23 protein-coding genes are annotated in these 26,967 nt (G+C 72.1%); 16 read left to right on the forward strand and 7 right to left on the reverse strand.

The window, feature by feature from the left end; translation table 11 throughout:
• Positions 1 to 24 precede the first annotated feature (24 nt).
• The 10 genes from H4F90_RS02230 to H4F90_RS02275 all read left to right on the forward strand — a co-directional run bounded on the left by H4F90_RS02230 (position 25) and on the right by H4F90_RS02275 (position 10,581).
• On the forward strand, positions 25 to 1,209 hold the full coding sequence (locus H4F90_RS02230) for a 1-deoxy-D-xylulose-5-phosphate reductoisomerase (protein ID WP_182661076.1): 1,185 nt from the start codon (positions 25 to 27) through the stop codon (positions 1,207 to 1,209).
• 16 nt (positions 1,210 to 1,225) lie between these two features.
• A complete protein-coding gene (gene rseP / locus H4F90_RS02235; RefSeq protein ID WP_182661078.1) occupies positions 1,226 to 2,608 on the forward strand; it encodes an RIP metalloprotease RseP in 1,383 nt (460 codons plus the stop codon).
• A gap of 101 nt (positions 2,609 to 2,709) precedes the next feature.
• Complete coding sequence (bamA, locus tag H4F90_RS02240) at positions 2,710 to 4,965, forward strand: outer membrane protein assembly factor BamA (protein ID WP_407926151.1); 2,256 nt, start codon at positions 2,710 to 2,712, stop codon at positions 4,963 to 4,965.
• Positions 4,965 to 5,480, forward strand: coding sequence for an OmpH family outer membrane protein (locus H4F90_RS02245; RefSeq protein ID WP_182661080.1), 516 nt, complete (start codon positions 4,965 to 4,967; stop codon positions 5,478 to 5,480). The genes bamA and H4F90_RS02245 overlap by 1 nt, the downstream gene beginning before the upstream one ends.
• Before the next feature lie 31 nt (positions 5,481 to 5,511).
• On the forward strand, positions 5,512 to 6,681 hold the full coding sequence (gene lpxD / locus H4F90_RS02250; protein WP_182661082.1) for a UDP-3-O-(3-hydroxymyristoyl)glucosamine N-acyltransferase: 1,170 nt from the start codon (positions 5,512 to 5,514) through the stop codon (positions 6,679 to 6,681).
• A 2-nt stretch (positions 6,682 to 6,683) separates the two neighbouring features.
• Positions 6,684 to 7,121 (forward strand): 3-hydroxyacyl-ACP dehydratase FabZ, encoded by a 438-nt coding sequence (gene fabZ / locus H4F90_RS02255; protein ID WP_182661084.1) that lies wholly within the window; start codon positions 6,684 to 6,686, stop codon positions 7,119 to 7,121.
• A gap of 23 nt (positions 7,122 to 7,144) precedes the next feature.
• Positions 7,145 to 7,933: an acyl-ACP--UDP-N-acetylglucosamine O-acyltransferase gene (gene lpxA, locus H4F90_RS02260; protein ID WP_182661086.1), complete on the forward strand. Its 789-nt coding sequence runs from the start codon at positions 7,145 to 7,147 to the stop codon at positions 7,931 to 7,933.
• Positions 7,934 to 7,977: 44 nt separating this feature from the next.
• Entirely contained in the window at positions 7,978 to 9,108 is a 1,131-nt protein-coding gene (gene lpxB / locus H4F90_RS02265; RefSeq protein ID WP_182661088.1) for a lipid-A-disaccharide synthase, read from the forward strand.
• Positions 9,109 to 9,124: 16 nt separating this feature from the next.
• Complete coding sequence (rnhB, locus tag H4F90_RS02270) at positions 9,125 to 9,802, forward strand: ribonuclease HII (RefSeq protein ID WP_182661090.1); 678 nt, start codon at positions 9,125 to 9,127, stop codon at positions 9,800 to 9,802.
• Positions 9,799 to 10,581, forward strand: coding sequence for a TrmH family RNA methyltransferase (locus H4F90_RS02275; RefSeq protein WP_182661092.1), 783 nt, complete (start codon positions 9,799 to 9,801; stop codon positions 10,579 to 10,581). The genes rnhB and H4F90_RS02275 overlap by 4 nt, the downstream gene beginning before the upstream one ends.
• Positions 10,582 to 10,638: 57 nt before the next feature.
• On the opposite strand, the gene H4F90_RS02280 is transcribed toward H4F90_RS02275, so the two are convergent.
• The 4 genes from H4F90_RS02280 to argA form a co-directional block, all read right to left on the reverse strand.
• Positions 10,639 to 10,977: an H-NS histone family protein gene (locus H4F90_RS02280; protein WP_182661094.1), complete on the reverse strand. Its 339-nt coding sequence runs from the start codon at positions 10,975 to 10,977 to the stop codon at positions 10,639 to 10,641.
• A gap of 195 nt (positions 10,978 to 11,172) precedes the next feature.
• Complete coding sequence (locus H4F90_RS02285; protein ID WP_182661096.1) at positions 11,173 to 12,222, reverse strand: extracellular solute-binding protein; 1,050 nt, start codon at positions 12,220 to 12,222, stop codon at positions 11,173 to 11,175.
• Positions 12,223 to 12,345: 123 nt separating this feature from the next.
• On the reverse strand, positions 12,346 to 12,618 hold the full coding sequence (locus H4F90_RS02290; RefSeq protein WP_182661099.1) for an oxidative damage protection protein: 273 nt from the start codon (positions 12,616 to 12,618) through the stop codon (positions 12,346 to 12,348).
• A gap of 77 nt (positions 12,619 to 12,695) precedes the next feature.
• On the reverse strand, positions 12,696 to 14,084 hold the full coding sequence (gene argA / locus H4F90_RS02295; protein ID WP_182661101.1) for an amino-acid N-acetyltransferase: 1,389 nt from the start codon (positions 14,082 to 14,084) through the stop codon (positions 12,696 to 12,698).
• A 92-nt stretch (positions 14,085 to 14,176) separates the two neighbouring features.
• Here argA and hrpA point away from each other — a divergent pair, with 92 nt between their 5' ends.
• From hrpA to H4F90_RS02310, 3 genes are read left to right on the forward strand one after another with little or no spacing between them, the layout of a single operon-like run.
• Positions 14,177 to 18,370 (forward strand): ATP-dependent RNA helicase HrpA, encoded by a 4,194-nt coding sequence (gene hrpA, locus H4F90_RS02300; protein WP_328700802.1) that lies wholly within the window; start codon positions 14,177 to 14,179, stop codon positions 18,368 to 18,370.
• Positions 18,371 to 18,400: 30 nt separating this feature from the next.
• Positions 18,401 to 18,967, forward strand: coding sequence for a CDP-diacylglycerol--glycerol-3-phosphate 3-phosphatidyltransferase (gene pgsA / locus H4F90_RS02305; RefSeq protein WP_182661103.1), 567 nt, complete (start codon positions 18,401 to 18,403; stop codon positions 18,965 to 18,967).
• Between the two features lie 6 nt (positions 18,968 to 18,973).
• Positions 18,974 to 19,864, forward strand: a complete 891-nt coding sequence (locus H4F90_RS02310; protein WP_182661105.1) for a DMT family transporter — start codon at positions 18,974 to 18,976, stop codon at positions 19,862 to 19,864.
• A gap of 23 nt (positions 19,865 to 19,887) precedes the next feature.
• Here the strand turns inward: H4F90_RS02310 and H4F90_RS02315 are convergent, their stop codons facing one another.
• From H4F90_RS02315 to H4F90_RS02325, 3 genes are read right to left on the reverse strand one after another with little or no spacing between them, the layout of a single operon-like run.
• Positions 19,888 to 20,799, reverse strand: coding sequence for a DMT family transporter (locus H4F90_RS02315; RefSeq protein ID WP_182661107.1), 912 nt, complete (start codon positions 20,797 to 20,799; stop codon positions 19,888 to 19,890).
• Positions 20,796 to 21,743: a pseudouridine synthase gene (locus H4F90_RS02320; protein ID WP_328700804.1), complete on the reverse strand. Its 948-nt coding sequence runs from the start codon at positions 21,741 to 21,743 to the stop codon at positions 20,796 to 20,798. The genes H4F90_RS02315 and H4F90_RS02320 overlap by 4 nt, the downstream gene beginning before the upstream one ends.
• Positions 21,740 to 22,198, reverse strand: coding sequence for a YchJ family protein (locus H4F90_RS02325; protein ID WP_182661108.1), 459 nt, complete (start codon positions 22,196 to 22,198; stop codon positions 21,740 to 21,742). The genes H4F90_RS02320 and H4F90_RS02325 overlap by 4 nt, the downstream gene beginning before the upstream one ends.
• Positions 22,199 to 22,298: 100 nt before the next feature.
• On the opposite strand from H4F90_RS02325, the gene yaaA reads away from it, so the two are divergent.
• The 3 genes from yaaA to H4F90_RS02340 all read left to right on the forward strand — a co-directional run bounded on the left by yaaA (position 22,299) and on the right by H4F90_RS02340 (position 26,869).
• On the forward strand, positions 22,299 to 23,078 hold the full coding sequence (gene yaaA, locus H4F90_RS02330; RefSeq protein ID WP_182661110.1) for a peroxide stress protein YaaA: 780 nt from the start codon (positions 22,299 to 22,301) through the stop codon (positions 23,076 to 23,078).
• Positions 23,079 to 23,110: 32 nt separating this feature from the next.
• Positions 23,111 to 24,019 (forward strand): 2OG-Fe(II) oxygenase, encoded by a 909-nt coding sequence (locus H4F90_RS02335; RefSeq protein ID WP_182661112.1) that lies wholly within the window; start codon positions 23,111 to 23,113, stop codon positions 24,017 to 24,019.
• Positions 24,020 to 24,163: 144 nt separating this feature from the next.
• On the forward strand, positions 24,164 to 26,869 hold the full coding sequence (locus H4F90_RS02340; protein WP_182661114.1) for a bifunctional acetate--CoA ligase family protein/GNAT family N-acetyltransferase: 2,706 nt from the start codon (positions 24,164 to 24,166) through the stop codon (positions 26,867 to 26,869).
• Positions 26,870 to 26,967 lie beyond the last annotated feature (98 nt).

The raw sequence follows: 26,967 nt of genomic DNA on the forward strand, positions 1-26,967 counted from the left end.
CGCCGTCCCTTTCTGTCTCACGGCATGAGCCTTCAGCGCGTCTGCATCCTCGGCTCGACCGGGTCCATCGGCGAGAACACGCTCGACGTGATCGCCCGACACCCCGAGCGCTTCCAGGTGGTCGCGCTCAGCGCGGCGAGCCGGGTGGAGGCGCTGGCTGCGCAGTGCCGCCGCTGGCGGCCGGCCTATGCCGTGATGCCGGGTGCCGTCCAGGCCGAGGCCCTGCGTGCCGCGCTGGTCGACCTGCCGGGCACCGAGGTGTTGTCGGGCGAGGACGCGCTCGCCCGCATCGCCGCCCTGCCCGAGGTCGACACCGTGATGGCGGCCATCGTCGGCGCCGCCGGCCTGGCGCCCTGCCTGGCCGCGGCCCGCGCCGGCAAGCGGCTGCTGCTGGCCAACAAGGAGGCGCTGGTCGTGGGCGGTGCGCTGTTCATGCGGGCGGTGGCCGAGGGCGGCGCGACCCTGCTGCCGATCGACAGCGAGCATTCCGCCGTCTTCCAGTGCCTGCCGCAGGATCGCGCGCACTGGGACGCACACATCGACCACATCGTGCTCACCGCCTCGGGCGGTCCCTTCCGCCAGCGCGATCCGGCGACCCTGTCCGAGGTCACGCCCGAGCAGGCCGTGGCCCATCCCAACTGGGTGATGGGCCGCAAGATCTCGGTGGACTCGGCCACCATGATGAACAAGGCGCTGGAGGTGATCGAGGCGCGCTGGCTCTTCGGCCTGTCGCCGGAGCGCATCCGCGTGCTGATCCACCCGCAGAGCATCGTGCATTCGATGGTGGTCTGCCGCGACGGCCAGGTGCTGGCCCAGCTCGGCACGCCGGACATGCGCGGCCCCATCGCCTACGGCCTGGCCTGGCCGGAGCGCGTGGCCTGCGGCGCGCCCGCGCTGGACTTGAGCCGCGCCGCCGCGCTGAGCTTCGAACCGGTCGACGCGGCCCGCTTCCCCGGCCTGCAACTGGCCTGGGACACCCTGGCCGGGGCCGAGGGCAGCACGGCCGTGCTGAATGCCGCCAACGAGGTCGCGGTGGCGGCCTTCCTCGACCGACGCATCCGCTTCGACCAGATCCATGCCGTCAATGCCGGCACGCTGGATAGCTGTGCGCCGGCGGCCGGTGAGACCGACAGCCTCGACGGCCTGCTGGCCCTGGATGGCCGGGCGCGCGCCGCCGCCGCCCGGCACATCGCCCGCCTGCGCGGCTGAGCGACACTGCCCGGCCATGAGCACCGTCCTCGCCTTCCTCTTCACCATCGGCCTGCTCGTCACGGTCCACGAGTGGGGCCATTACCGTGCGGCCCGGGCCTGCGGTGTGAAGGTGCTGCGCTTCTCGATCGGCTTCGGCAGGCCGCTGCTGCGCTGGCAGCGGGGCGAGACCGAGTTCGTGCTGGCCCTGCTGCCGCTGGGGGGCTATGTGAAGATGCTCGACGAGCGCGAGGGTCCGGTCGATCCGTCCGAGCACGGCCGGGCCTTCAACCGCAAGCCCCTGCTGCAGCGTGCCTTCGTCGTCGCGGCCGGCCCGGCCGTCAACCTCTTGCTGGCGGTGCTGCTGTATGCGGCGATGCACCTGATCGGCATCGAAGAAGCGCTGCCGATCCTCGGCAGCCCCCAGGCCGGCAGTCTGGCGGCCGACGCCGGCCTGCAGGCCGGTGACCGCGTGCTGGCGCTGCACCGGACCGAGGCACCCGCTGCCCGGCCGGAGGACAGCACCTGGCAGCCGGTCCCCAGCTATGCCGAGCTGCGTTGGCAGCTGACCGAGGCCACCCTGGATCGCGCCGACCTGCGCCTGCGGGTGGAGGGGTCGGCGGGCCCGCGCGAGCTCGTGCTGCCCCTGTCCCGGCTGGATGCCTCCGAGGTCGATGCCGGCCTCGGGCGGCGCATCGGCCTGTCGGGCCCCTACAGCGCGGCCCGCATCGGCAGCCCGCGTCCCGAGGGCCCGGCGGCCCGCGCCGGCCTGCGCGAAGGCGACCGGGTGCTGGCCATCGACGACCAGCCGGTGGCCGATGCGGTGCAGCTGCGCGAGCGCATCCGGGCGGCGGGGATCGAGGGCGGTATGCCGCGTGCGCTGAACTTCCGGATCGAGCGCGACGGCCGCGAGCTGAGCGTGCGCGTGCAGCCGCGGCTGGGTGCCGACGGCGGCCCGCCCGTGCCGCGCATCGAGGCCCTGGTCGGCGGCGTGCCCGAGCAGGTGCTGCTGCGCCAGGGCCCGGTCGACGCCCTGCGCAAGGGGGTCGAGCGCACGGTGGAAGTGGCCGTCCTCAGCCTTCGCATGCTCGGCCGCATGCTGATCGGCGAGGCCTCGCTGAAGAACCTGAGCGGCCCCCTGACCATTGCCGATGCCGCCGGCCAGACGGCGCGCTCGGGTCTGATTCCCTTTCTCGGCTTCCTGGCCCTGGTCAGCGTCAGCCTGGGGGTGCTGAATCTGCTGCCGCTGCCGATGCTCGATGGCGGACACCTCGTGTATTACATTGTCGAAGGCTTCACCGGCCGGCCGATTTCCGAGGCGTGGCTGGACCGGCTGCAGCGCGGCGGACTGGCCATCATGGTGTTGATGATGTCCCTCGCCTTCTACAACGACCTGGCCCGCCTGCTGGGCCAGTACTGACCTCCTCCTCACGCATGTCAGCCTTCCTCGCGCCGCAGCGCGGGCTTGCGGTTCCGCGCGCAAGCCGTCCCGCCGTCCGTCCGCGTCCTCTCCTGGCCGCCATGGCGATGGCCTGGGCCCTGGTCGCCACGCCGGCCCTCGCCGTCGATCCCTTCGCGCTGCGCGACATCCGGGTCGAGGGCCTGCAGCGGGCCGATGCAGGCACCGTCTTCGGCGCGCTGCCCTTCCGCATCGGCGACGTCTACAACGACGAGAAGGGCGCAGCCGCACTGCGCGCGCTCTTCGCCACCGGCCTGTTCAAGGACGTCCGGCTCGAGGTGGAGAAAGACGTCGTCGTCGTGATCGTCGAGGAGCGTCCGCTGATTGCCGCGGTCGAGTTCACGGGCCTGAAGGAATTCGACAAGGACGCGCTGCTGAAGTCGCTGCGCGATGTCGGCATCGGCGAAGGCCGGCCCTTCGACCGCGCGCTGGCCGATCGCGCCGAGCAGGAGCTCAAGCGCCAGTACCTGACCCGCAGCCTCTATGGCGCCGAGGTCATCACGACCATCACCCCGGTCGAGCGCAACCGCGTCAACGTCAGCTTCAATGTGGTCGAGGGCGAAGTCGCCCAGATCGGCGAGATCCGCATCCTCGGCAGCAAGGCCTTTTCCGAGAAGGACCTGCTCAAGCAGATCGAGTCCACCACCAGCGGCTGGTTGACCTGGTACACCAAGTCCGATCGCTATTCGCGCGTCAAGCTCAATGCCGACCTGGAGGCGCTGCGCGCCTACTACCTGAACCGCGGCTACCTGGAGTTCAGCGTCGATTCCACCCAGGTCGCGATCACGCCGGACAAGCAGCGCATCTCGATCACCATCAACGTCAGCGAAGGCCAGCCCTACACCGTGACCGGCGTGCGGCTGGAGGGGGACTTCCTCGGTCGCGACGAGGAGTTCAAGCAGCGCGTGACGATCAAGCCCGGCGCACCCTATCGCGCCGAGGATGTGGCCGAGACGGGTCGCCGCTTCAGCGAGCTCTACGGCAACTTCGGCTACGCCTTCGCCCGCATCGAGCCGCGCACCGAGATCGATCGTGCGGCCGGTCGCGTCGCCGTCGTGATCGGCGGTCAGCCCTCACAGCGCGTCTACGTGCGCCGCGTGAACGTGGCGGGCAACGAGCGCACCCGCGACGAGGTGATCCGCCGCGAGTTCCGGCAGTTCGAATCGTCCTGGTACGACGGCCGCAAGATCAAGCTCTCGCGCGACCGCATCGACCGGCTCGGCTATTTCAGCCAGGTCGAGGTCGACACGGCTGAAGTGCCGGGTTCGCCGGACCAGGTCGACCTGACCGCGAAGGTCACCGAAAAGGCCACCGGCAACATCCAGCTCGGGGCCGGTTTCTCGAGTGCGGAGAAGGTCACCTTCACCTTCGGCATCCGCCAGGACAACATCTTCGGCACCGGCAACTACCTGGGGCTGGAGCTCAACACCGGCAAGTTCAACCGCACCATCGTGCTGAGCACGGTCGACCCCTACTTCACGGTCGATGGTGTGTCGCGGGCCATTGACCTCTACCACCGCACGCAGCGGCCGATCAACAGCCAGGGCGAGTCCTACCGCTTCATCACCCAGGGGGGCGCCGTCCGGTTTGGCGTGCCCTTCACCGAGCTGGATACCGTCTTCTTCGGCATCGGTGCCGAACGCACGACCATCGAGGCCGGCCTGCTGCTGCCCAACAGCTACCTGCTTTACCGCGAGCAGTTTGGCCAGACCAGCGCCAGCCTCCCGCTGACCCTGGGCTGGCAGCGCGACGGCCGTGACTCGGCCCTGGTGCCGACCAACGGCCGATACCAGCGCTTCAATGCCGAGTGGGGTGTCGCACTGGACACCAACTACCTGCGCAGCAACTACCAATTCCAGCAGTGGGTGCCCTTCGGCAAGCAGTACACGCTGGGCCTGAATGCCGAGTTCGGTTACGGCAAGGGTCTGGGGGGCAAGCCCTTCCCGGTCTTCAAGAACTTCTTCGGTGGGGGTCTGGGTTCGGTGCGCGGCTTCGATCAGGGCTCGCTCGGTCCCATCGACGTGACAGGCGCCTACACCGGCGGCACCCGGCGCCTGAATCTGAACAGCGAGTTCTACGTGCCGGTGCCGGGTTCCGGCAACGACCGCACGCTGCGGATCTTCAGCTGGGTCGATGCCGGTAACGTCTGGGCTGCGGAGGAGTCGCTCGACTTCAGCACGCTGCGCGTCGCGGCCGGTGTCGGCCTGTCCTGGATCTCGCCGGTCGGTCCGCTGAAGGTCAGCATGGGCGTGCCGATCCGCAAGTTCCCCCAAGATAGAATCCAGCGCTTCCAATTCCAGATCGGGACTGCGTTCTGATGAAGATGAATCTCCCCCGCACGCTCGTGGCCGCGGCTGCCTTCGCGGCGAGCCTGCAAGTCTGCGCAGCCCAGGAACTGAAGATCGGCTACGTCAACAGCGAACGCGTCCTGCGTGAGGCCGCGCCGGCCAAGGCTGCGCAGTCCAAGCTGGAAACCGAGTTCAGCCGCCGCGAGAAGGAACTGGCCGACACTGCCAGCCGCCTGAAGTCCGCGTCCGAGAAGCTTGAGAAGGACGCGCCCACGCTCAGCGAGACCGAACGTTCCCGTCGCCAGCGTGAGCTGCAGGAGCAGGACCGCGACTTTGCCCGCAAGCGCCGCGAGTTCCAGGAGGACCTGAACCAGCGCAAGAACGAGGAGCTGGCCCAGGTCGTCGATCGTGCGAACAAGGTCATCAAGCAGATCTTCGAGACCGAGAAGTACGACCTGATCCTTCAGGAAGCCGTCTTCGCCGGTCCGCGCATCGACATCACCGACAAGGTCATCAAGTCGCTCAACGGCGGCGCGAGCAAGTGACCGGCGCCCGGCAGACGGGCGCGATCGGACGATGAGCCCCACGGCCACGGGCCCCGCCGGGGCGGATCCGCAGCAGCCCTTCGAGGTGTCGGCGGCCGAGTTGCTGCTGGTGCTGCAGCAGGCCCTGGGCGGTCCGCAGACGGTGCAGCTCGAAGGCGACGGGGCGCGCAGGCTGTGCGCGATCGAGCCGCTCGACCGCGCCGGCCCGCAGGCCATCAGCTTCCTGGCCAACCCCCGCTACCGCAGCCAGCTGCTCACCAGCCGCGCGGGTGCCGTCCTCCTGGCCCCTGCCGCACGCGAGGCGCTGCCGGCCGGCTGCACCGGCCTGATCACCCCCGACCCGTATCACGCCTTCGCCCGCCTGACCCAGTGGTGGGCGGCGCGCACCCGACCGGCCGCCGTGCCGGGCGTGCATCCGAGCGCGGTGCTGGACCCGACGGCCCGCCTCGGCGCCGGCGTGTCGATCGGTCCGCTGGCCGTGGTCGAGGCCGGTGCCGAGATCGGCGACGGCGCGGTCATCGGGGCGCAGTGCCACATTGGCCGCAATGCCCGCATCGGGGCCCGCACGCGGCTGGCGCCGCAGGTGGTGGTGGGTTTCGACTGCGTGGTCGGCGCCGACGGCCTGCTGCACAGCGGTGTGGTGATCGGGGCCGACGGTTTCGGCCTCGCACCGACGAAGCAGGGCTACGTGAAGATCGAGCAGCTCGGGGCCGTCCGCATCGGCGATGCGGTCGAGATCGGCGCCAACACCTGCATCGACCGCGGCGCGCTGGGCGACACCGTGATCGGCCACGGCGTGAAGCTCGACAACCTGATCCAGATCGCCCACAACGTGCAGCTCGGCGAGCACACGGCCATGGCCGGCTGCTCCGCGATTGCCGGCAGCACGGTGGTCGGTGCGCGCTGCACGATCGGCGGCGGTGCCGGCGTGCTGGGCCACCTGCGCATCGCCGACGAGGTGCATGTCTCGGCCCAGAGCACGGTCAGCCGCTCGCTCGACACCCCGGGCCAGTACACCGGCTTCTTTCCGCTCGATGACAATCGAAGCTGGGAGAAGAACGCCGTCACCCTGCGTCAGCTCCACCGCCTGCGCGAGCGGGTGCGTGCCCTGGAGGCCCGGCTCGGCGAGCCGGCTTCCGATTCCTCTCCAACGGTCCCCGCGACCCTCACGGCGCCATCCGCAGCGCCCGACGCATCATGACGATGGACATCCACACCATCCTGAAGAAGCTCCCGCACCGCTACCCCATTCTGCTGGTGGACCGCGTGCTGGAGGTCGAGGTGGGCAAGCGCATCAAGGCGCTCAAGAACGTCTCGATCAACGAACCCTTCTTCCTCGGCCACTTCCCGCACCGTCCGGTGATGCCGGGCGTGCTGATGCTCGAAGCCCTGGCCCAGGCGGCTGCGCTGCTGAGCTTCTCCGGCGAGGGCGAGAGCGCCAGCGACGACAAGGTCATCTACTTCGTCGGCATCGACGGCGCGCGCTTCAAGCGCCCGGTCGAGCCCGGCGACCAGCTGATCCTCGAGGTCGAGGTGGACCGCATCCGCGCCGGTATCCACAAGTTCAAGGCCCGCGGCCTGGTCGACGGCGAACTCGCCGTCGAGGCCGCGCTGATGTGCACGATGCGCAGCATCGCCTGAACCCCGGACCGCAGAGCTTCGGCATGGCCCAGATCCATCCCACCGCAATCGTCGACCCGGCGGCCGCCCTGCATCCTTCGGTCAGCGTCGGGCCCTACTCGATCATCGGCCCGCATGTGGTGGTGGGCGAGGGCACGACCATCGGCACCCATTGCGTGATCGAGGGCCACACCACCATCGGCCGCGACAACCGCATCTTCCAGTTCTGCTCGCTCGGCGCGGTGCCGCAGGACAAGAAGTACGCGGGCGAGCCGACCGAGCTGCGCATCGGCGACGGCAACACCATCCGCGAGTTCTGCACTTTCAACCTCGGCGTGGTCGGGGCGGGTGGGCTGACCCAGGTCGGCCACCGCAACTGGATCATGGCCTATGTGCATCTGGCGCACGACTGCCGGCTGGGCGACGACAACGTCATCGCCAACTCGGTGCAGTTCGCCGGCCATGTCGAGGTCGGCAACGCCACCCTGATCGGCGGCCTGAGCGGCATCCACCAGTTCGTTCGCATCGGCGATTTCGCGATGGTCGGCTTCCAGACCCGGCTGTCGCAGGACCTGCCCCCCTTCATCGTCGCGGCCGGCAACCCGGCCGAGGCCCAGAGCCCGCACCTGGAAGGTCCGCGCCGTCGCGGCTACAGCCCCGAGCGCCTGGCCCAGCTCAAGCAGATCCATCGCCTCCTGTATCGCAAGGGCCTCAGCCTGGCCGATGCGATGGCCGAGATCGCGGGGCTGCGTGGCGCCGTCGAGGGCGGCGACGCCGAGGTCGAGGCCATGCTGGCCTTCCTCGCCAGCTCCAGCCGCGGCATCGTGCGCTGAGCCACGGCGCGCGCTGCCTCCTCGCTCCGACGATCCCCCGCCCGATGAAGCTCGGCATGGTGGCCGGCGAGGCCTCGGGCGACCTGCTCGGCGGTCTGCTGATGCAGGGCCTGCGCACCCGCTGGCCGGCGCTCTCGGCCGTCGGCATCGGCGGCCCCCGGCTGCAGGCCGAGGGCCTGGACAGCTGGTGGCCGGCCGAACGCCTGGCCGTGCACGGTTTCGTCGACGCGCTGAAGGTCTACCTCCCGCTGGTGAAGCTGCGGCGCGAGCTGGGCGATCGCCTGCTCGACGCGCGCCCCGCGGCCTTCATCGGCATCGACGCGCCCGACTTCAACCTCGGCCTGGAGACCCGCCTCAAGCAGGCCGGCCTGCCGACCGTGCACTTCGTCTGCCCTTCGATCTGGGCCTGGCGGGGCGGCCGCGTCAAGGCCATCGCGGCGGCGGCCGACCATGTGCTCTGCCTCTTTCCCTTCGAGCCCGCGCTGCTCGCGAAGTCGGGCATCGCGGCCAGCTATGTCGGCCACCCGCTGGCCGATGCCCTGCCGCTCGATCCGCCCCGGGCCGCCGCCCGCGCCGCGCTGGGCCTGGCCGAAGGCGAGATCGTCGTCGGCCTGTTGCCTGGCAGCCGGCGCAGCGAGGTGCGCTTCAATGCCGCGGCCTTCGCCGCTGCGGGCCGGCGCCTGCAGGCGGCCCGCCCGGGCCTGAAGCTGCTGCTGCCGGTGGCGCCCGGCCTGCGCGGCCTGGTCGAGGAAGCCCTGGCCGCGGCCGGTGCAGCGGATGCAGTGCAGCTGCTCGACGGCCGCTCGCACGAGGTGATGGCCGCCAGCGACAGCCTCATCATCGCCAGCGGCACCGCCACGCTGGAGGCCGCGCTGTTCAAGCGACCCATGGTCATCGGCTACCGCATGGCCAGCCTGAACTGGGCGCTGATGAAGCGCATGGCCTACCAGCCCTGGGTCGGCCTGCCCAACATCCTGGCCGGCGAGTTCCTGGTGCCCGAGCTGCTGCAGCACGCCATGACGCCCGAGGCCCTGGCCACCGCGACCCTGCGCTGGCTGGACGATCCGGCCGCCTGCGCGCGGCTGGTCGAGCGCTTCACCGAACTTCATCTCCGCCTGCGCCGCGACACCGCCCGGGCTGCCGCCGGTGCCCTGGGCGCGCTGCTCGGCGCCTGATGCCCTCGCCCTGACCATGGCCACCCGCCGCGCCCGCCCCCCCGCCGCTCCCGCTCCGGCGCAGCTCGACTTCCCGTGGATCACCCATGGCCTCCTGGCCGGGGTGGACGAGGCCGGTCGCGGCCCCCTGGCCGGGCCGGTGGTGGCCGCCGCGGTCATCCTCGACCCCGAGTCGCCGATCGCCGGCCTGGGCGATTCCAAGCTGCTTTCACCGACCCGCCGCGAAGCCCTGTTCGACCAAATCCGGGGCCAGGCTCTGAGCTGCTGCATCGCCGAGGCCAGCGTCGAGGAGATCGACCGCCTCAACATCCTGCAGGCCACCCTGCTGGCCATGCAGCGCGCGGTGGCCGGCCTGCGCCTGAAGCCTGCGCGCGTGCAGGTCGATGGCAACCGCCTGCCGCGGCTGACCATGCCGGCCCAGGCCATCGTCCGGGGCGATGCCAAGGTCCCCGAGATTTCCGCCGCCTCCATCCTCGCCAAGGTCCACCGCGACCGGCTCTGCCAGGACCTGGATGCCGCCCATCCGGCCTACGGCTTTGCCGTGCACAAGGGCTACCCCACCCCCGGCCACCTGGCCGCCCTGCAGGCCCACGGCCCCTGCGCGGCGCACCGGCGCAGCTTCGCCCCGGTGCGGGAGGCGGCCAGCGCCCGGTCCGCGGCCCCTGCGGCCTCGGAGACGGGGGCCGGCTCATGAGCGCCCCGCCGGTGGAGATCAGCGCCCGCGACAACCCGCTGATCCAGCGCCTGCGCAAGTTGACGCAGGATCCGGCGGCCTACCGCAAGCTGGGCCAGGTCTGGCTGGAAGGCGAGCACCTGTGCAGCGCGCTGCTGGCGCGTGGCGGCCGGGCGCAGCAGGCCGTGATCGCGCGCAGCGCCTGGATGCAGCGGCCGGCGCTGCGGACGCTGGCCGAGGGCGCGCTGCGCTGCGCGATCGTCGAGGACAAGCTCTTCGCACAGCTCAGTGGCCTGGAATCGCCCGCCGCCCTGGGCATGCTGATCGAGACGCCAGCTGCAGCGACCCCCCAGTCCGATCGGGACACCCTCGTGCTGGATCGCGTCCAGGATGCCGGCAACGTCGGCAGCATGCTGCGCAGCGCGGCGGCCCTGGGCATCGGCCAGGTGCTGGCGCTCAAGGGCACGGCGGCCCTGTGGTCGCCCAAGGTGCTGCGGGCCGGGCAGGGCGCCCACTTCGGCCTGCGCCTGGCCGAGGGCCTGGCCCCCGAGGCCCTGGCCGCGATGGGCCTGCCCCTGGTGGCCACCAGTCCGCACGCCGAGGCCGTGCTCGGCCGCCACCCGCTGCCGCGGCCGCTGGCCTGGGTCCTGGGCCACGAGGGCCAGGGCGTGCAGCCTGCCCTGCTGCAGGCCTGTGCGCTGACGCTGCGGATTCCGCAGCCCGGTGGCGAGGAATCGCTGAATGTGGCCGCTGCGGCAGCCATCTGCTTCTACGAATCCCAGGTCCGCAGCCGCGCCTGAGGCCGCGGCATGAAAAACGGGCCCCGCGGGGCCCGTGCTTGCGTCGGCTGGCGACCGTCAGATCTTGAAATCGTCGAGCGACTTGCCGCCGGCGATTTCAGCCTGCAGCCACTTCGGCTTCAGGCCACGACCGCTCCAGGTTTCACCACTGTCCGGGTGACGATACTTCGGGGCGACTTTCGAACCGCTCGGGTTGGATGCCTTCGCGCTGCCGCGGGCCGGCTTGCTGCTGCCGAGCTCCGCCACGGTCACGCCATGCTCGGCCATCAGGGCCTTGATCTGGGCAATCACGCCAGCACGTTCGCTGCGGCGGGCTGCCTCGATCTGCTGGTTGAGTTCCTGCTGCTGCCGCGCGAGTTCATCCCGCTGGCGGACAAGATCCTGAACGCTGCTCATCGTCTGACTCCTAAAGTTCGTCTGGTCGCTTTTTATACGCCGCCCAACACGGCTGGGCGCGATTCTAAGCATGTTGTCCCCAGCGGCCTGGCGAAGCCGTGACAAATCCCATGAAGTGCGTATCCATCCCCCAACGAAACAACCCGGCCGCAGCCGGGTTGTGGGATGGATTCGGCAGAAACCGTCCTCAGCCAATCACTTGTAGCCCACGCGATCCAGCATCTGCTGCACGGTGATCGAATTGCGACCGATCACGGCAATCGGCAGCAGTTCCTGCTTGAACGATCCCAGCGCATCCAGCGCCGGGTTGTTGGCCTTCACGCCGGCAACCACCGGGTACTCGTTGTTGCCATTGGCGAAATAGACCTGGGCCGAATCGCTGGCCAGGTACTCCAGGAACTTGACTGCGGCCTCACGATTCTTGGCGTGCTTGGCCACGGCCCCGCCGGCGATGTTGACGTGCGTGCCCCAGCTGGCCTGGTTGGGAAAGACCACGCCGATCTTCTCGACGACCGCCCGGTCCTCCGGCTTGCTCGACCGCATCAGCCGGGCGAGGTAGTAGCTGTTGGTCAGGCCGACGCTGCACTCGCCGCTGGCCACCGCCTTGATCTGGTCGGTATCGCCGCCCTTCGGGTCGCGGGCCATGTTGGCCACCAGGCCTTTCAGCCACGTTTCGGTCTTCTCCGGGCCCAGGTGGTCGAGCATCGCGCCGAAGAGCGAGAGGTTGTAGGGATGCGAGCCCGAGCGCGTGCAGAGCCGGCCCTTGTTCTTGGCCTCGCCGAGTTCCTCGTAGGTGTCGACGTCCTCGCGGTTCACCGTCGTCTTGTTGTAGACGACGATCCGGGCGCGGGTCGAGAAGCCGAACCAGGCCGAACCCTGGCCACTGTCGGCACCGCGCAGCTTGGCCGGAATGCGCTGGCCCAGCGTGGCCGAAACCACCGGTTGAAACAGGCCCTCGGCCTCGGCACGGGCCAGGCGGGCGGCATCGACCAGCAGGATCACGTCGGCCGGGCTCGCCGCGCCCTCGCTCTTCAGTCGCGCCAGGATGCCTGCGTCGTCGGCATCGATGCGGTTGATCTTGATGCCGGTGCTGCGCTCGAAGTCCGTGTAGAGCGCTTCGTCCGTCTGGTAATGCCGGGCGGAATAAAGGTTCAGCTGGGCTTGCTGCGCGATCGCCGTGGCGGCCGTCGTCGCCAGCAAGGCAGCCGCCAGGCTGCGGACGAGGGCGCGGGGAAGGAGGGACATGAAGGCTCCGGTTCGGATCAGGGAGATCACGATTGTAGAGCCAAACAAGAATGATTCGCGTCCAGTATGGCCGCTTTCAACCCTGGGCGCAGGGCCTCGCGGCCCCAGCGCCCGGCGCGCTCCTCAGGCACTCGGCGGCACGAAGCCCGCCGGCTGGTCTGCGCCTTCGCCGAAGAAGTAGCGCTCCATCTGCCGTGCCAGGTACTGGCGGGCGCGCGCATCGGCCAGATTCAGCCGGTTCTCGTTGACCAGCATGGTCTGGTGCTTGAGCCACTGCGCCCAGGCTTCCTTGCTGACGCCGGCATAGAGGCGGGCGCCGAGTTCGCCGGGGTAGGGCGCGTAATCCAGGCCTTCAGCCTCTTTCTTGAGCAGCACACATTGAACGGTGCGGGCCATCGCGGAATCTCCAGGTTCAGGGGGATCGAAAAGAAAAGGGATCGCGGGATGGGCCATGGCCGCTGCGGCGGCATGGCTCACTTCAGGGGCTTGACCAGCACCTGCGAACGGCGATCCCAGTTGTATTTGCGCTTGCGCGCTTCGGGCAGCCAGTCGGGGTCGACCGGCACGAAACCACGCTTGATGAACCAGTGCATGGTCCGGGTGGTCAGCACGAAAATGCTGGCCAGATCCATCGCGCGGGCGCGCTGCTCAATGCGCTTGAGAATACGTTCGCCGTCGCCCTGGCCCTGCACGTGGTCGCTGACGGTCAGCGCCGCCATTTCGCCGGTGTTTCGCTCGGGATAGGGGTAGAGCGCGGCGCATCCGAAGATCACGCCGTCGTGCTCGATCACCGTGTAGTGGCCGATGTCGCGCTCGATTTCCGTCCGGTCGCGCTTGACCAGCGTGCCCTCGCGTTCGTAGGGCTCGATCAGCTGAAGAATGCCGCCGAGATCGTCGGCACTGGCTTCGCGAAGGCTCTCCAGTTTCTCGTCGACGATCATCGTGCCGACGCCGTCATGCGTGAAAACCTCCATCAGCAGCGCGCCATCGACCGCGAAGGGCAGGATGTGCACGCGCTCCACGCCATGCCGGCAGGCCTTCACCGCATGCTGCAGGTAAAAGGCGGTGTCGGTGGGCTGCACCGGGTTGGGCAGGGCCGCCAGCAGTTTCTCGGCGTCGGCCAGGGCCAGTTCCTGGTCGATCTCGGTGTCGTCGGCGGCGGCCACCGCATGACCGGCCTGGATCGCCACCGCCGCCGGGCCGCGGCCGATCAGCTGGGGAATGCCGCGCACCTCGGTCACGAAGAGCAGCTTGTCGGCCTGCAGCGCAATCGCGGCGCTGGTGGCCACGTCTTCCATGCTGAGGTTGAAGGCCTCGCCGGTGGGCGAGAAACCGAAGGGCGAGAGCAGCACCATGGCGCCGAAGTCGATCACCCGCCGGATGCCCGCCGCGTCGATCTTGCGGACGAAGCCGGTGTGCATGAAGTCCAGGCCGTCGACGATGCCGACCGGCCGGGCGGTGATGAAGTTGCCCGACACCACCCGCACCGAGGAGCCCGCCATGGGCGTGTTCGGCAGACCCTGCGAGAAGGCCGCCTCGATCTCGTAGCGCAGCTGGCCGGCGGCTTCCTGCGCGCAGTCCAGCGCCACCGCATCCGTCACCCGCATGCCGTGGCTGAAACGCGAGGGGTGGCCCTTGGCTCGGAGCTGTTCCTCCACCTGCGGGCGGAAACCGTGCACCAGCACCACGCGCACGCCCATGGCCTGCAGCAGGGCGAGGTCCTGCGCGAAGTGGGCGAGCTTGCCTGCGGCGATCAGCTCCCCGGCAATGGCCACCACAAAGGTCTTGCCGCGGTGCGCATGGATGTAGGGTGCGACCGAGCGGAACCAGGGGACGAAGGTGTGGGGGAAGACGAGGTCCATTGGGGGCGCGAGACAGGCTGCGGGGATTGTGCCGCAGGGGGTTGCCCCATCCGGGCGGCCGGGGCGGGCGGGCCCCGGATAATCCGCCGCCCGTGAAGACCTTGCCCCCCGACGCCCCCGCCCCCGAGGCGGCCCCCGCCGCCCCGCGCGCCGAGCGCCCGGGCCGCCCGCCCCGTCCGCGCGCGGACGAGGCCAGGGCCCGCCCTGCGCCCACGCCGCTGCCGCCCCTCACCTTTCCCGAGAGCCTGCCCGTCTCCGGCCGCCGGGACGAGATCGCCGACGCGATCCGCGAGCACCAGGTCGTCATCGTCTGCGGCGAGACCGGCTCGGGCAAGACGACTCAGCTGCCCAAGATCGCGCTGGCCCTGGGCCGCGGCGCCGCGAACGCCCGGCCGGGCGAGCGCCCCCGCCTGATCGGCCACACCCAGCCGCGGCGGATTGCCGCCAGCAGCGTGGCCAAGCGCATCGCCGAGGAACTGGGCACGCCGCTGGGCGAGGTGGTGGGCTACAAGGTGCGGTTCCAGGACCGGCTGCAGCCCGGGGCCAGCGTCAAGCTGATGACCGACGGCATCCTGCTGGCCGAGACCCAGACCGACCCGCTGCTTTCGGCCTACGACACCCTCATCATCGACGAGGCCCACGAGCGCAGCCTCAACATCGACTTCCTGCTCGGCTACCTGCGGCAGATCCTGCCGAAGCGGCCGGACCTGAAGCTGATCGTCACCTCCGCCACCATCGACGCCGACCGCTTCGCGCGTCACTTCGCGGGCCCCAAGGGCGCGGCGCCGGTGCTGATGGTCAGCGGCCGGCTCTACCCGGTGGAGCAGCGCTGGCGGCCGATCTTCGACGACAAGGCCCCGGCGGCCGGCCAGCCGGGCGAGGGCGGCAGGAAGCCCGAGGCCAAGCCCGAAGCCGCCGAGCGCCGCGAACCGAAGGACCGCGAGCTGCACGAGGCCATCGCCGATGCGGTGGACGAACTCTGGCGCGGCGGCCCCTCGGCCGGCGGCGACATCCTCGTCTTCCTGCCCGGCGAGCGCGAGATCCGCGAGGCCGCCGAGCACCTGCGCAAGCACCTGAGCCACCAGCCCGCGCACCGCGATGCGGACATCCTGCCGCTCTTCGCCCGCCTCTCGGCCGAGGAGCAGGACCGCGTCTTCCACAGCGGCGGCCGCAAGCGCATCGTGCTGGCCACCAACGTGGCCGAGACCTCGCTGACGGTGCCCGGCATCCGCTACGTCATCGACACCGGTCTGGCCCGCGTCAAGCGCTACAGCTACCGCAACAAGGTCGAGCAGCTGCTGCTGGAGCCCATCAGCCAGGCAGCGGCCAACCAGCGCGCCGGCCGCTGCGGCCGGGTGGCCAACGGCATCTGCATCCGGCTGTATGACGAGGCCGATTTCACCGGCCGCCCGCGCTTCACCGACCCGGAAATCCTGCGCAGCTCCCTGGCCGGCGTGATCCTGCGCATGAAGTCGCTCAAGCTGGGCGATGTGGAGGCCTTCCCTTTCCTGGAGGCGCCGCCCAAGAAGGCCATCGTCGATGGCTATGCCCTGCTGGCCGAGCTGGGCGCGGTGGATGAGGCCAACCAGCTCACCGCCATCGGCCGCGAGCTGGCCCGCCTGCCGCTGGACCCGCGCGTGGGCCGCATGATCCTGGCCGCGCGCGAGCGCCAGAGCCTGGCCGAGGTGCTGGTGATCGCCGCCGCGCTCTCGGTGCAGGACGTGCGCGACCGCCCGATCGAACAGCAGCAGGCCGCCGACGAGAAGCACAAGAAGTTCGACGACGAGCGCTCCGAGTTCGTCGGCCTGCTCAAGCTCTGGCAGTTCATCGAGGAAGGCCGCGGCCACGCCCAGGCCCAGCCCCCCGCCGCGGCCGAGCCTGCCCCCGGCGCCCGCCGCGTGCCGGCCCTGCCGGCGGCCACCGCGCCCAGCCACAAGCTCAGCCACCGCCAGCAGGAGAACCGCCTGCGCGAGCACTTCATCAGCCCGCGCCGCGTGCGCGAGTGGCGCGACATCCACAGCCAGCTGCTCACCGTCGTCACCGAGCAGGGCTGGCGCCTGAACCCCACGCCGGCCAGCTACGAACAGATCCACCTCGCCCTGCTGACCGGCCTGCTGGGCAATGTGGGCTGCAAGAGCGAGGACGAGGACTGGTTCCTCGGCGCCCGCGGCATCAAGTTCTGGCGCCACCCCGGCGCGCACCTGAGCAAGAAGCCCGGCCGCTGGATCGTCGCGGCCGAGCTGGTCGAGACCACCCGGCTCTTCGCCCGCGGTCTGGCCGCCATCGACCCCGCCTGGCTGCCCCAGATGGCCGGCCACCTGCTCAAGACCCAGCTGCTGGAGCCGCACTGGGAGAAGAAGGCCGCCGAGGTCGTGGCCCTGGAACGCGCCACCCTCTACGGCCTGGTCGTCTACAACAACAAGCGCGTGAACTATGCGCGCCTCGACCTGCCCGCCGCCCGGCAGATCTTCCTGCGCGAGGCCCTGGTGCAGGGCGAGGTGCCGGCCGACTGGGAACGCCGCCTGCCCTTCCTGGCCCACAACCGCAAGCTGATCGAGCAGGTCGAGCAGCTGGAGCACAAGGCCCGCCGCCAGGACGTGCTGGTCGACGAGGCCCTGATCGAAGCCTTCTACGAGCAGCACCTGCCCGCCGAGGTGGCCAGCGGCGCCAGCTTCGAGCGCTGGTACCGCGAAGCCGTGCGGGCGAATCCCAAGCTGCTGATGCTCAGCCGCGAGGAGCTGATGCGCCACGAGGCCGCCGGCATCACCACCGCGGCCTTCCCCAAGACCCTGCGTCTGGGCGGCATCGACTGCAAGGTCGACTACCTGCACCAGCCTGGCGACCCCAAGGACGGCGTGACCGTCAGCCTGCCGCTGGTGGCGCTGAACCAGGCCAGCGAGGCCCGCTGCGACTGGCTGGTGCCCGGCATGCTGGAGGCCAAGGTGCTGGCCCTGCTCAAGAGCCTGCCGCAGCGCCCGCGCTCGCGCCTGGTGCCCCTGCCCGCCTTCGCGGCCGAGTTCTGCGAGCTCACGCCCTTCGGCGAAGGCCCGCTGCTCGACGCCCTGCTGGCCGCCGTGCGCGAGCGCAGCCAGCTGGCCGTGCAGAAGGCCGACTTCAAGCTCGACCAGCTCCCGCCGCATCTGTTCATGAACCTGCGCGTGGTGGACGAGCACGGCCGCCAGCTCGGCATGGGCCGTCACCTGGCGGCGCTGAAGGCCGAGTTCGGCGGCCAGGCCCGCCACGCCTTCCAGGCCCTGGCGGCGCTGAAGCTGGCCGGCGCGGCGGCGGCGCCGGCGCCCGAGGCCGCGCCTGCCCCGTCCCCCGCGCCCGCGGGGGACGCAGTCGCTGGCCCCTCGGCCGGCAACGCCCGCCGCGTCGCCGCAGCGGCAGCCCCGCCCGCCGCTGCGGCGCCCCCCATGCCCGCAGCCGGCGCCCGCCACACCGCCTGGACCTTCGGCACCCTGCCCGAGCTGATGGAGCTGCGCGAGGCCGGCCGTGGCGGCCAGACGCTGATCGGCTTCCCCGCCGTGCTGGACAAGGCCAGCCATGTCGAAATCGCCGTCTTCGACGAACCCGACACCGCCGCCACCGCCCACCGCAAGGGCCTGCGCCGCCTCTTCGCCCTGCAGCTCAAGGAGCCGCTGCGCGCGCTGGAGCGCCAGCTCCCCGGCCTGGTCGAAATGGGCGTGGCCTACATGCCCCTGGGCTCAGCCGATGAGCTCAAAGCCATGCTGCTCGGCCTGGCCATCGAGCGCGCCTTCCTGGCCGATCCCCTGCCCGCCGACGCCGCCAGCTTCGCCGCCCGCCTGGCCGAGGGCCGGCCGCGCCTGGTGCTGATCGCTCAGGAAGTGGCCCGCCTGGGCCTGACCATCCTGCAGGAACACGCCCTGGCCCTGCGCAAGCTCAAGGACCGCAACCCGCCCAAGGACGTGGCCGAGGACGCCGCCACCCAGCTCGGCCGCCTCGTCGGCAAGCGCTTCCTCGACGACCACCCCTGGACGGCGCTGCAGCACCTGCCGCGCTACCTCAAGGGCGTGCAGCTTCGCCTGGACAAATGCCGCGCCGACCCGCCGCGCGACGCCCAGAAGCTTGCCGAACTGCGCCCCCTGGAACAGCGCCTGTGGCGCCGCCTGGCCGAACGCAAGGGCGCCGCGGATGCCCGCCTGCAGGAATACCGCTGGCTGCTGGAGGAACTGCGCATCAGCCTCTTCGCCCAGGAGCTGCGCACCCCGCAGCCGGTCAGCGTCAAGCGCTTGGAAAAGGCCTGGGGGCAGTTGGAGGGCTGAGGGCGCTGGCGCGTACCCCACAATGCCCCCATGTTCTTCAACCTGCCCACCGCCCTGACCTGGGCGCGCATCGTCGCCATCCCGCTGATCGTGGGCCTGTTCTACCTGCCGATCGAGGCGGGCACGCAGAACGTCTGGGCGACCGGGCTGTTCATCGTGGTGGCGCTGACGGACTGGGCCGATGGCTGGCTGGCGCGGCGGATGAACCTGACCTCGTCCTTCGGCGCCTTCCTGGACCCGGTGGCGGACAAGTTCCTGGTCTGCGCGGCGCTGCTGGTGCTGGTGCACCTGGGCCGGCTGCATGCGCTGGTGGCGCTGGTGATCATCGGGCGGGAGATCGCGATCTCGGCACTGCGCGAGTGGATGGCGCAGATCGGCGCCTCGGGCAGCGTGGCCGTGCACATGGTCGGCAAGCTGAAGACGACGGTGCAGATGGTGGCCATCCCCTTCCTGCTCTATGACGGCCGGCTGTTCGGCGCGATCGACACGCGCTTCTGGGGCACGCTGCTGATCCTGGTGGCGGCGGCGCTGACGATCTGGTCGATGGTCTATTACCTGCAGAAGGCGCTGCCGGAGATCCGCGCCAAGGCGCGCTGAGGCCGGATGCGCCTCGTGTCCCCGGGCGCCGTCTGGCGCGTCGTGCCGGCGGTCTTCGTGCTGATCTGGAGCACGGGTTTCATCGTCGCGCGCTACGGCATGCCGCATGCCCCGCCCATGGGCTTCCTGAGCTGGCGCTATGCCCTGTCGATCGCCTGCTTCGGCGTCTGGATCGGGCTGAGCGGTGCGCGCTGGCCGCAGGGCCGGGCGGCCTGGGGCCATCTGGCCGTGACCGGCCTGCTGATGCAGGCCGGCTACCTGGGCGGGGTGTGGGCGGCCGTGCGCTTGGGGCTGGGCGCGGGCGCGGTGGCGCTGATCGTCGGCCTGCAGCCGGTGCTGACGGCGCTGTGGCTGGCGGCCCGCGCTGCGCCGGGCGATGGCGGCCGGGTTGCGCCGCTGCAGTGGGCCGGCCTGGCCCTGGGCCTGGCCGGCCTGGCCCTGGTGGTGGGCCGCAAGCTGGGGCAGGGCGAGGTGAACGGGCCCAATCTGCTGCTGGCCCTGCTGGCCCTGGCATCGATCACCGTGGGCACGCTCTACCAGAAGCGCTTCGTGGCGCCCTGCGACGCGCGCACCGCCGGCTGCGTGCAGATGCTGGCCGCGCTGGCCGCCACGCTGCCGCTGGCCGCCCTGGAGACGGCGCCCATCGACTGGCATGCCGAGATGGTCGGCGCCCTGGCCTGGTCCGTCCTCGGGCTGACGCTGGGCGCCAGCAGCCTGCTCTACCTGATGATCCAGCGCGGCGCGGCCGCCGCCGTGACGAGCTGGCTCTACCTCGTGCCGCCGACCACCGCCCTGATGGCTGCCGTGCTCTTCGGCGAGCCACTGGGTCTGGACGTGCTGCTCGGCACCGCGCTGACGGCAGCCGGCGTGGCCCTGGTGCAGCGCGCCGCGCGCTGAGGCGGCCCCGGGCGGGGGCCAGCTCAGGCGCCGCGCCCGCCCTGCCGGCGTGCCGGCATCACCCCCAGCAACAGGCCGCCCAGGGCCAGGGCATAGGCCAGGGCATGCCCCGGCCCGGCGCGTTCGCCGCCGACCAGCAGGCCCACGGCCGCCGCGCTCAGCGGCAGCAGCACGGTGAAGAGGCCGGCGGTGCTGGCCGGCAGCACGCTCAGGCCGCGCATCCACAGCCAGACGGCCAGCACGCTGGCCATCAGGGCATAGGCCAGCAGCCCGGCCCAGGCGCCGGCCGGCACGGCCGCCGCCGGCCAGGCGGGCAGGGCGGCCAGGCCCAACGGCAGGCAGAGCACCAGGCACCACAGATTGATGCCGGCGGTGATGAAGCGCGGTGGGTGGCGCCCGCTCAGGTGCTTGCCCAGCACGGCTTGCAGGGCCTCGCAGGCCAGGGCGCCCAGCAGCAGGGGCAGGCCCCAGGGCTCGGTGGCGGCGCCGGGCCCGGCATGCCGCAGCCAGGCCAGCAGCGCGATGCCGGCGCCGCCCAGGGCCACGGCCCCGCCCACGCGCGGCCCCGGCTTCTCGCCGAGCAGGGCCCAGGCCAGCAGGGCCACCGCGGCCGGCAGCGCGGCCATCACCGAGCCGGCCAGCAGCGCGCCGCCGCGGGCCACGCCCTCCAGCATCAGCACGGTGAACAGCACATTGCCGAACAGGGCCTGCACGAAGAGCAGGCCGTGTTCCCAGGGGCGGAGCGGCGGCGCCCCGGCCGGCCGGCGCAGCCAGGGCAGCATCAACAGGCCGGCCAGCAGGAAGCGCAGGCTGGCCAGCACGGCCAGCGGGAACCAGGCCAGCAGCAGCGGCGCGGCGCTCACATAGGCGCCGACCAGCAGCATGCTGCCGGCCAGGCTGAAGGCCGCGCCGCGCGGGCTGAGGGGCGGCTTCATCCGGCCGGCGGCGCGTGCCCCGCCGGGGCGTCCGGCGCTGGGGGCGAGGGGGGCGAGGGGCGGGCGGGCCCGTCCAGGTCGATCGAGCGGTCCCGGCCGTCCGGTCCCCCCGAGTCGCTGGGATCCTGCCCCTCGTCCAGCCCCGCCGGCAGCTCGGGTGGCGTGGCGCCCCAGGCCGTCTCCGGCCACGGCGTCTGCCAGCCGGGCCAGGCGGCCAGGGCCTGCCAGTCGGCATTCCAGGGGGCGTCCAGCGGCGAGGCAAGGTGCAGCCAGCCGCCGTCCGGATGCGGCAGGCCCAGGGCCTGGGCATGCAGCCACAGCCGCGGCCGGCCCAGGGCGGCGGCCCACCAGCGGTTGTGCTCGCCCTTGCCATGGGTGGCGTCGCCGACCAGGGGATGGGCCAGGTGCTTCAGGTGGCGGCGGATCTGGTGGCGCCGGCCGCTGCGCGGCCAGGCCGCGACCAGGGCATAGCGGCTCTGCGGATGGCGCGGGTCGGCGCCGCCCTCCACCGCCAGCCGGGCCAGGGGGGCGAAGGCCGTCCAGGCGGGCTGGGCGGGGGCTTCGGGGCCGGCATCCTCGGGCCGCAGCGGGTGGTCGACGGCCATGGGCCCGGCGGGCCAGCCGCGCACCAGGCCGAGGTAGTGCTTGCGCACCCGGCCGTCCAGGAAGGGCGCCTGCGCCGCCCGCACCGCGGCCGGCGTGCGGGCCAGCAGCAGCACGCCGGAGGTGCCGCGGTCCAGGCGGTGCACCGGCAGCAGCCAGGCGCCGAGCTGGGCCTTGAGCCGGTGCTGCACGGTGTCGGTGTTGGCGGCATCGAGCGGGCTGCGATGCACCAGCAGGCCGGCGGGCTTGTGCACGGCCAGCCAGTCGCCATCGTCGTGCAGCAGGGTCAGCGGGGCGGCTTCGGCCGCATCGCCGCAGGGGGCGGCGGCCGGTGGCTTCACGCCGCGCCGGCGGGCTGGCCGCTCGCCGGGTCCACGCCGTCGAGGTAGAGCCAGCGGCCGTCCACCCGCAGGAAGCGGCTGCGCTCGTGCAGCCGGTGCGCGCGGCCGCCGAGCTTGCTGCGGGCGATGAACTCGACCTCGGCGGCATCGGGCCCGGTGCGGCGCGCGGCCTTCACGCTCAGGCCCAGCCAGCGTAGGCCGGGCGGATCGGCTTCCAGCGCGGGCGGCCGGGTGTCGGGATGCCAGGTGGCCAGCAGCTCCTCGCGGCGGCCGAGCACGAAGGCGCTGTAGCGCGAGCGCATGAGGCTGGCGGCATCGGGCGCCTGGCCGCAGCCGCTGCCGTGGTAGCGGCCGCAGCAGTCGGCATAGCGGCGGCCCGCGGCGCCGAGGTCGCAGGGGCAGGGCGCGGCGTCGGCCGCGGGGGCCGGGGCGGGGGCAGGGGACGGAACGGCCATGGGCGCGAGGATGCCATGCGTCCGCGGGGCCGGGCCGTGGCGCGAGGCCCCGCGCCGGGGCCCGGTGGTAGCCTTTCGTCCGATCGGACCCGGACCTTCCATGCTGCTGCTGCTTTCCCCCGCCAAATCCCTGGACTACGAGACGCCCGAGCCGCCCGGCCTGGCCCACACCCTGCCGGCCTTTCGGGCCGAGGCGGCCGAGCTGATCGAGCTGCTGCGACCGCTGGACGCCGCCCAGGTGGCCGCGCTGATGGACCTGAGCGAGCCGCTGGCCGCGCTGAACGTCGGCCGCTTCGGCGCCTGGTCGAGCCGCTTCACCGCCGCCAACAGCAAGGCCGCCGTGCTGGCCTTCAACGGCGATGTCTACGAGGGCCTGCAGGCGACGAGCCTCGGGGCCGACGACCTGGCCTGGGCGCAGCAGCATCTCGCCATCCTGTCAGGCCTCTACGGCCTGCTGCGGCCGCTGGACCGGCTGCAGCCCTACCGCCTGGAGATGGGCACCCGCCTGGCCAATCCGCGTGGCAAGGACCTCTACGCCTGGTGGGGGCCGCGCCTGGCCGAGGCCCTGGACCGCCAGCTGGCGAAGGACCCGCAGCCCCTGATCGTCAACCTGGCCTCGGAGGAGTACTTCAAGGCCGTGCCGCGCAAGGCCCTGAAGGCCCGCGTCGTGCACTGCGTGTTCGAGGAATGGAAGCCGGCCGGCTGGAAGATCGTCAGCTTCTATGCCAAGCGCGCACGCGGCCTGATGGCCCGCCACGCGATCCGCCAGCGCGCGCAGGACCTGGACGCGCTGCGTGCCTTCGCCGACGAGGGCTATGCCTTCGACCCGGCCGCCAGCGACGAGGAGCGCCTCGTCTTCCGCCGCCGCAGCGCGGCCTGAAGCCTGCGCGTCCGCCCCGCGCCGGATCCACGATGAAGCAGCCCCTGACCCCTGCCATCCGCCGCTGGATCGCCGAGCAGGCCGCCGCCGGCCACAGCATCGCCACCCTGCAGGCGGCGATGGAGAAGACCGGCTGGCAGCCCGAGACCGCGCGCGAGGCGCTCAAGGCCGTGCTGGGCGCGGCAGTGGTCGCCGGCCTGAAGCAGCTGGCCGAGGCGCCGGTGCCGGCACCTGCCCCGGCGGATCCGGCCGGTCGGGCCGGCCCGGGCTTCAGCGGCACGCCCGGCGCGCTGCCCGAGCCGGCGCTGGAGGACGAACCGCCCAGCCTCTGGGCCGGCGACCGCGAGGTCGGCGTGGTGGTGGCCATGCGCCAGCCGCGCATCGTCGTCTTCGAGAACTTGCTCGATGCGGCCGAGTGCGAGGAGATCATCGCCCGGGCACGCGACCGCCTGGCGCGCTCGCACACCGTCGACGTGGCCACCGGCGACAGCGAGGTCAATGCCGCGCGCACCAGCGAAGGCATGTTCTTCGGCCGCGGCGAGCACCCGGTCTGCGCCCGCATCGAGGCGCGCCTGGCCGCGCTGCTGCGCTGGCCGGTCGAGCGTGGCGAGGGCCTGCAGGTGCTGCGCTACGCCCCGGGCGCGCAGTACAAGCCGCACTACGACTATTTCGACCCGGCCCAGCCCGGCACGCCCAGCATCCTCAAGCGCGGCGGCCAGCGCCTGGCCACGGTGGTGATGTACCTGAACACGCCGACCCGCGGCGGCGCGACCACCTTCCCCGACGTGAAGCTCCAGGTCGCGCCGCGCCGCGGCCATGCCGTCTTCTTCAGCTACGACCGACCGCATCCCGCCACCCAGACCCTGCACGGCGGCGCGCCGGTGCTCGAAGGCGAGAAATGGGTGGCGACCAAGTGGCTGCGGGCAGGCCGTTTCGACTGAGGCGCCCGGGCCCGGACGCCCCGTGAGCCGCCGGCCCCGGCCGGGCGCGGTCCTTGCGGGGTGGGGCGGGCTCAGCCCCTGTCACGCCCGGGCCTTGCCGCGCGGGCAAGCGGCCGACCCGGGCCCCGATCCCCTGCCCGCACCATGACCATCCGCAACCTCGACAAGCTGCTCCATCCGCGTTCGGTGCTGCTGATCGGGCCGCTGGCCGATGCCGAGCCGGCCGAGCGCGGTCCCGAGACCCGCCACGCCCGCAGCCTGTGGCGCAATCTGCGCAGCGGCGGCTTTCGCGGCCCTTGCCTGGCCCTGGATCCGGACGGCGGCCTGCTCGATGGACAGCCGCTGGCGAGCCGGCTGGAGGAGCTGCCCGAAGGCCTGGACCTGGCCCTGCTGTGCACCCCACCGGCCGAGCTGGCCGACTGGGTGCGCGCCCTCGGGGCGCGTGGCACCCGGGCGGTGATCGTCAGCGGCGGCAACCCCAGCCCGGCCCAGCGCCAGGCCGCGCTGGAGGCGGCCCGGCCGCACCAGCTGCGCCTGCTCGGCCCCAACGGCCTGGGCCTGCAGTCGCCGGCCCTGGGCCTGAACGCGAGCGCGGCTCACACCCAGGCGCTGCCGGGGCACATCGCCTTCGTCTCGCAGTCCGGCACCCTGGTCAGCGCGATGCTGGACTGGGCCAAGTCGCGCAACTTCGGCTTCTCGCACCTGGTGTCGATCGGCGAGCGCATGGACGTCGATGCCGCCGACCTGCTGGACCAGTTCGCCATCGAGGGCCGCACCCGCGCGATCCTGCTGTACCTGGAATCCATCGACCAGCCGCGCAAGTTCATGTCGGCCGCGCGGGCGGCCTCGCGCGGCAAGCCGGTGATCGTCGTCAAGGCCGGCCGCAGCCCGGGCGGGCAGCTGGCCGCCGTCTCGCACACCGGCCAGCTCAGCGGCGCCGACATCGTCTTCGATGCCGCCATCCGCCGGGCCGGCATGCTGCGGGTCGACACGCTGCAGGAGCTCTTCCTGGCCGCGCAGACCCTGTCGCAGCTGCACGGTCACCTGCGCGAGCGCCTGACCGTGCTGACCAATGGCGGCGGAGCCGGCGTGATCGCCGCCGATGCGGCGGAGCACCACGGCGTGCCCCTGCATGCCCTGGGGGCCGCGCTGCAGGCCCGCCTGGCGCCGCTGCTGCCGGCGGGGGCGACGGTGGGCAACCCGGTCGACCTGGGGGCCGACGCGACGGCCGCCCGCCAGGTCGAGGCCCTGGAGGCCCTGCTCGACGACCCCGAGACCGGTTCCGTGCTGCTGCTGCACGCCCCGGCGGCGGGCATCGACTGCACCGAGCTGGCCGAGGCCCTGCTCCCGGTGGCCCGCCGCCACCCGGGCCGCGTGCTGGGCTGCTGGCTGGGCGGTGCGGCGATGGACGAGGCGCGTTCGCGCTTCACCGCCGCCGGCATCCCCGACCATGCGACGCCCGAGGATGCGGTGCGCGCCCTGGCCATGCTGCGCACCTGGCGCGAGAACCAGGCCGCGCTGATGGAAACGCCGGGGCTGGTGCAGATCGCCGCGCCGCAGCGCGAGCGCGCGCAGGCGGTGATCGACCGCGCCCTGGCCGAGGGCCGCGAGCTGCTCGACGACGAGGAGGCCATGGCCCTGCTGAAGGCCTATGGCGTCGAGGTGGTGGCCACCCGCCGCGTCGCGCCGGACGTGGGCGCGGTGCTGGCCGCCGCGCAGTCCATCGGCTACCCGGTGGTGCTGAAGATCGCCTCGCGCGATATCGTGCACAAGTCCGACGTCGGCGGCGTGGTGCTGGGCCTGCACGATCCGCAGGAGCTGGAGGCCGCGGTGGCGGCCCTGCTCGGCCGGGTGCGGGCGCGGGCGCCCCAGGCCCGCATCGATGCGCTGACCGTGCAGGCCATGGTGCGGCGGCCGCATGCGCAGGAGCTGATCGTCGGCGCCAGCATCGACCCGCTGTTCGGCCCGGTGCTGCTCTTCGGTGCCGGCGGCACGGCCGTCGAGGTGCTGGCCGACCGCGCCGTCGCGCTGCCGCCGCTCAACCGCGCCCTGGCCGCCGACCTGGTGCGGCGCACCCGGGTCGCGCGGCTGCTGGCGGGCTACCGCGACCATCCGCCGGCCCGGCTGGAGGCGGTCTACGACACCCTGATCGCCGTGGCCCGCCTGGTGGCCGAGCTGCCGGCCCTGGCCGAGCTGGACCTGAACCCGGTGCTGGCCGATGCCGACGGTGCGCTGGCGGTGGACGTGCGGGTGCGGATCTCGGCCGCCCGGCCCGGCGGCCGCGAGCACTTCGCGATCCGGCCCTACCCGAGCGCCTGGGTGCAGACGGTCGTCTGGCGGGGCCGGAAGCTCGTCGTGCGGCCGATCCGGCCCGAGGACGAGGCCGCGCACAGCGCCTTCATCCAGAGCCTGGACCCGACCGACCGCCGCATGCGCTTCTTCAGCACGCGGCGCAGCGCCTTCGCGCATGTCGAGCTGGCGCGCATGACCCAGATCGACTACGCGCGGGAGATGGCCTTCATCGCCAGCACCGACCCCGACCCGGCCAAGGCCCAGACCCTGGGCGTGGTGCGGGCGATCACCGACCCGGACAACCAGGCGGCCGAGTACGCGATCGTCATCCGCTCCGAGCTCAAGGGCAGCGGCCTGGGCCGGCTGCTGATGCTGCGCATCATCGATTACGTGCGCAGCCGCGGCACGCGGCGCATCGTCGGCGAGGTACTGCGCGAGAACCGCGGCATGCTCAAGCTGCTCGCTCAGCTGGGCTTCCGGGCCGTGCGCGATCCCGACGACGACGAGCTGATGCGCGTGACCCTGGAGCTGGGGAGCCCGGACGCCCCGGCGGCCTGAGGCGGGCCGGGTGATTGCCCGTTTCAATCGCCGCCTTTTCTTCTATCCATCGCGGCAATGATGCGGCGCAGCTAGCATTCGCTCCGTTGGATTCAGAT

It is taken from the genome of Aquariibacter albus (genome assembly GCF_014145335.1).
In the GTDB taxonomy this organism is placed as follows: domain Bacteria; phylum Pseudomonadota; class Gammaproteobacteria; order Burkholderiales; family Burkholderiaceae_C; genus Aquariibacter; species Aquariibacter albus.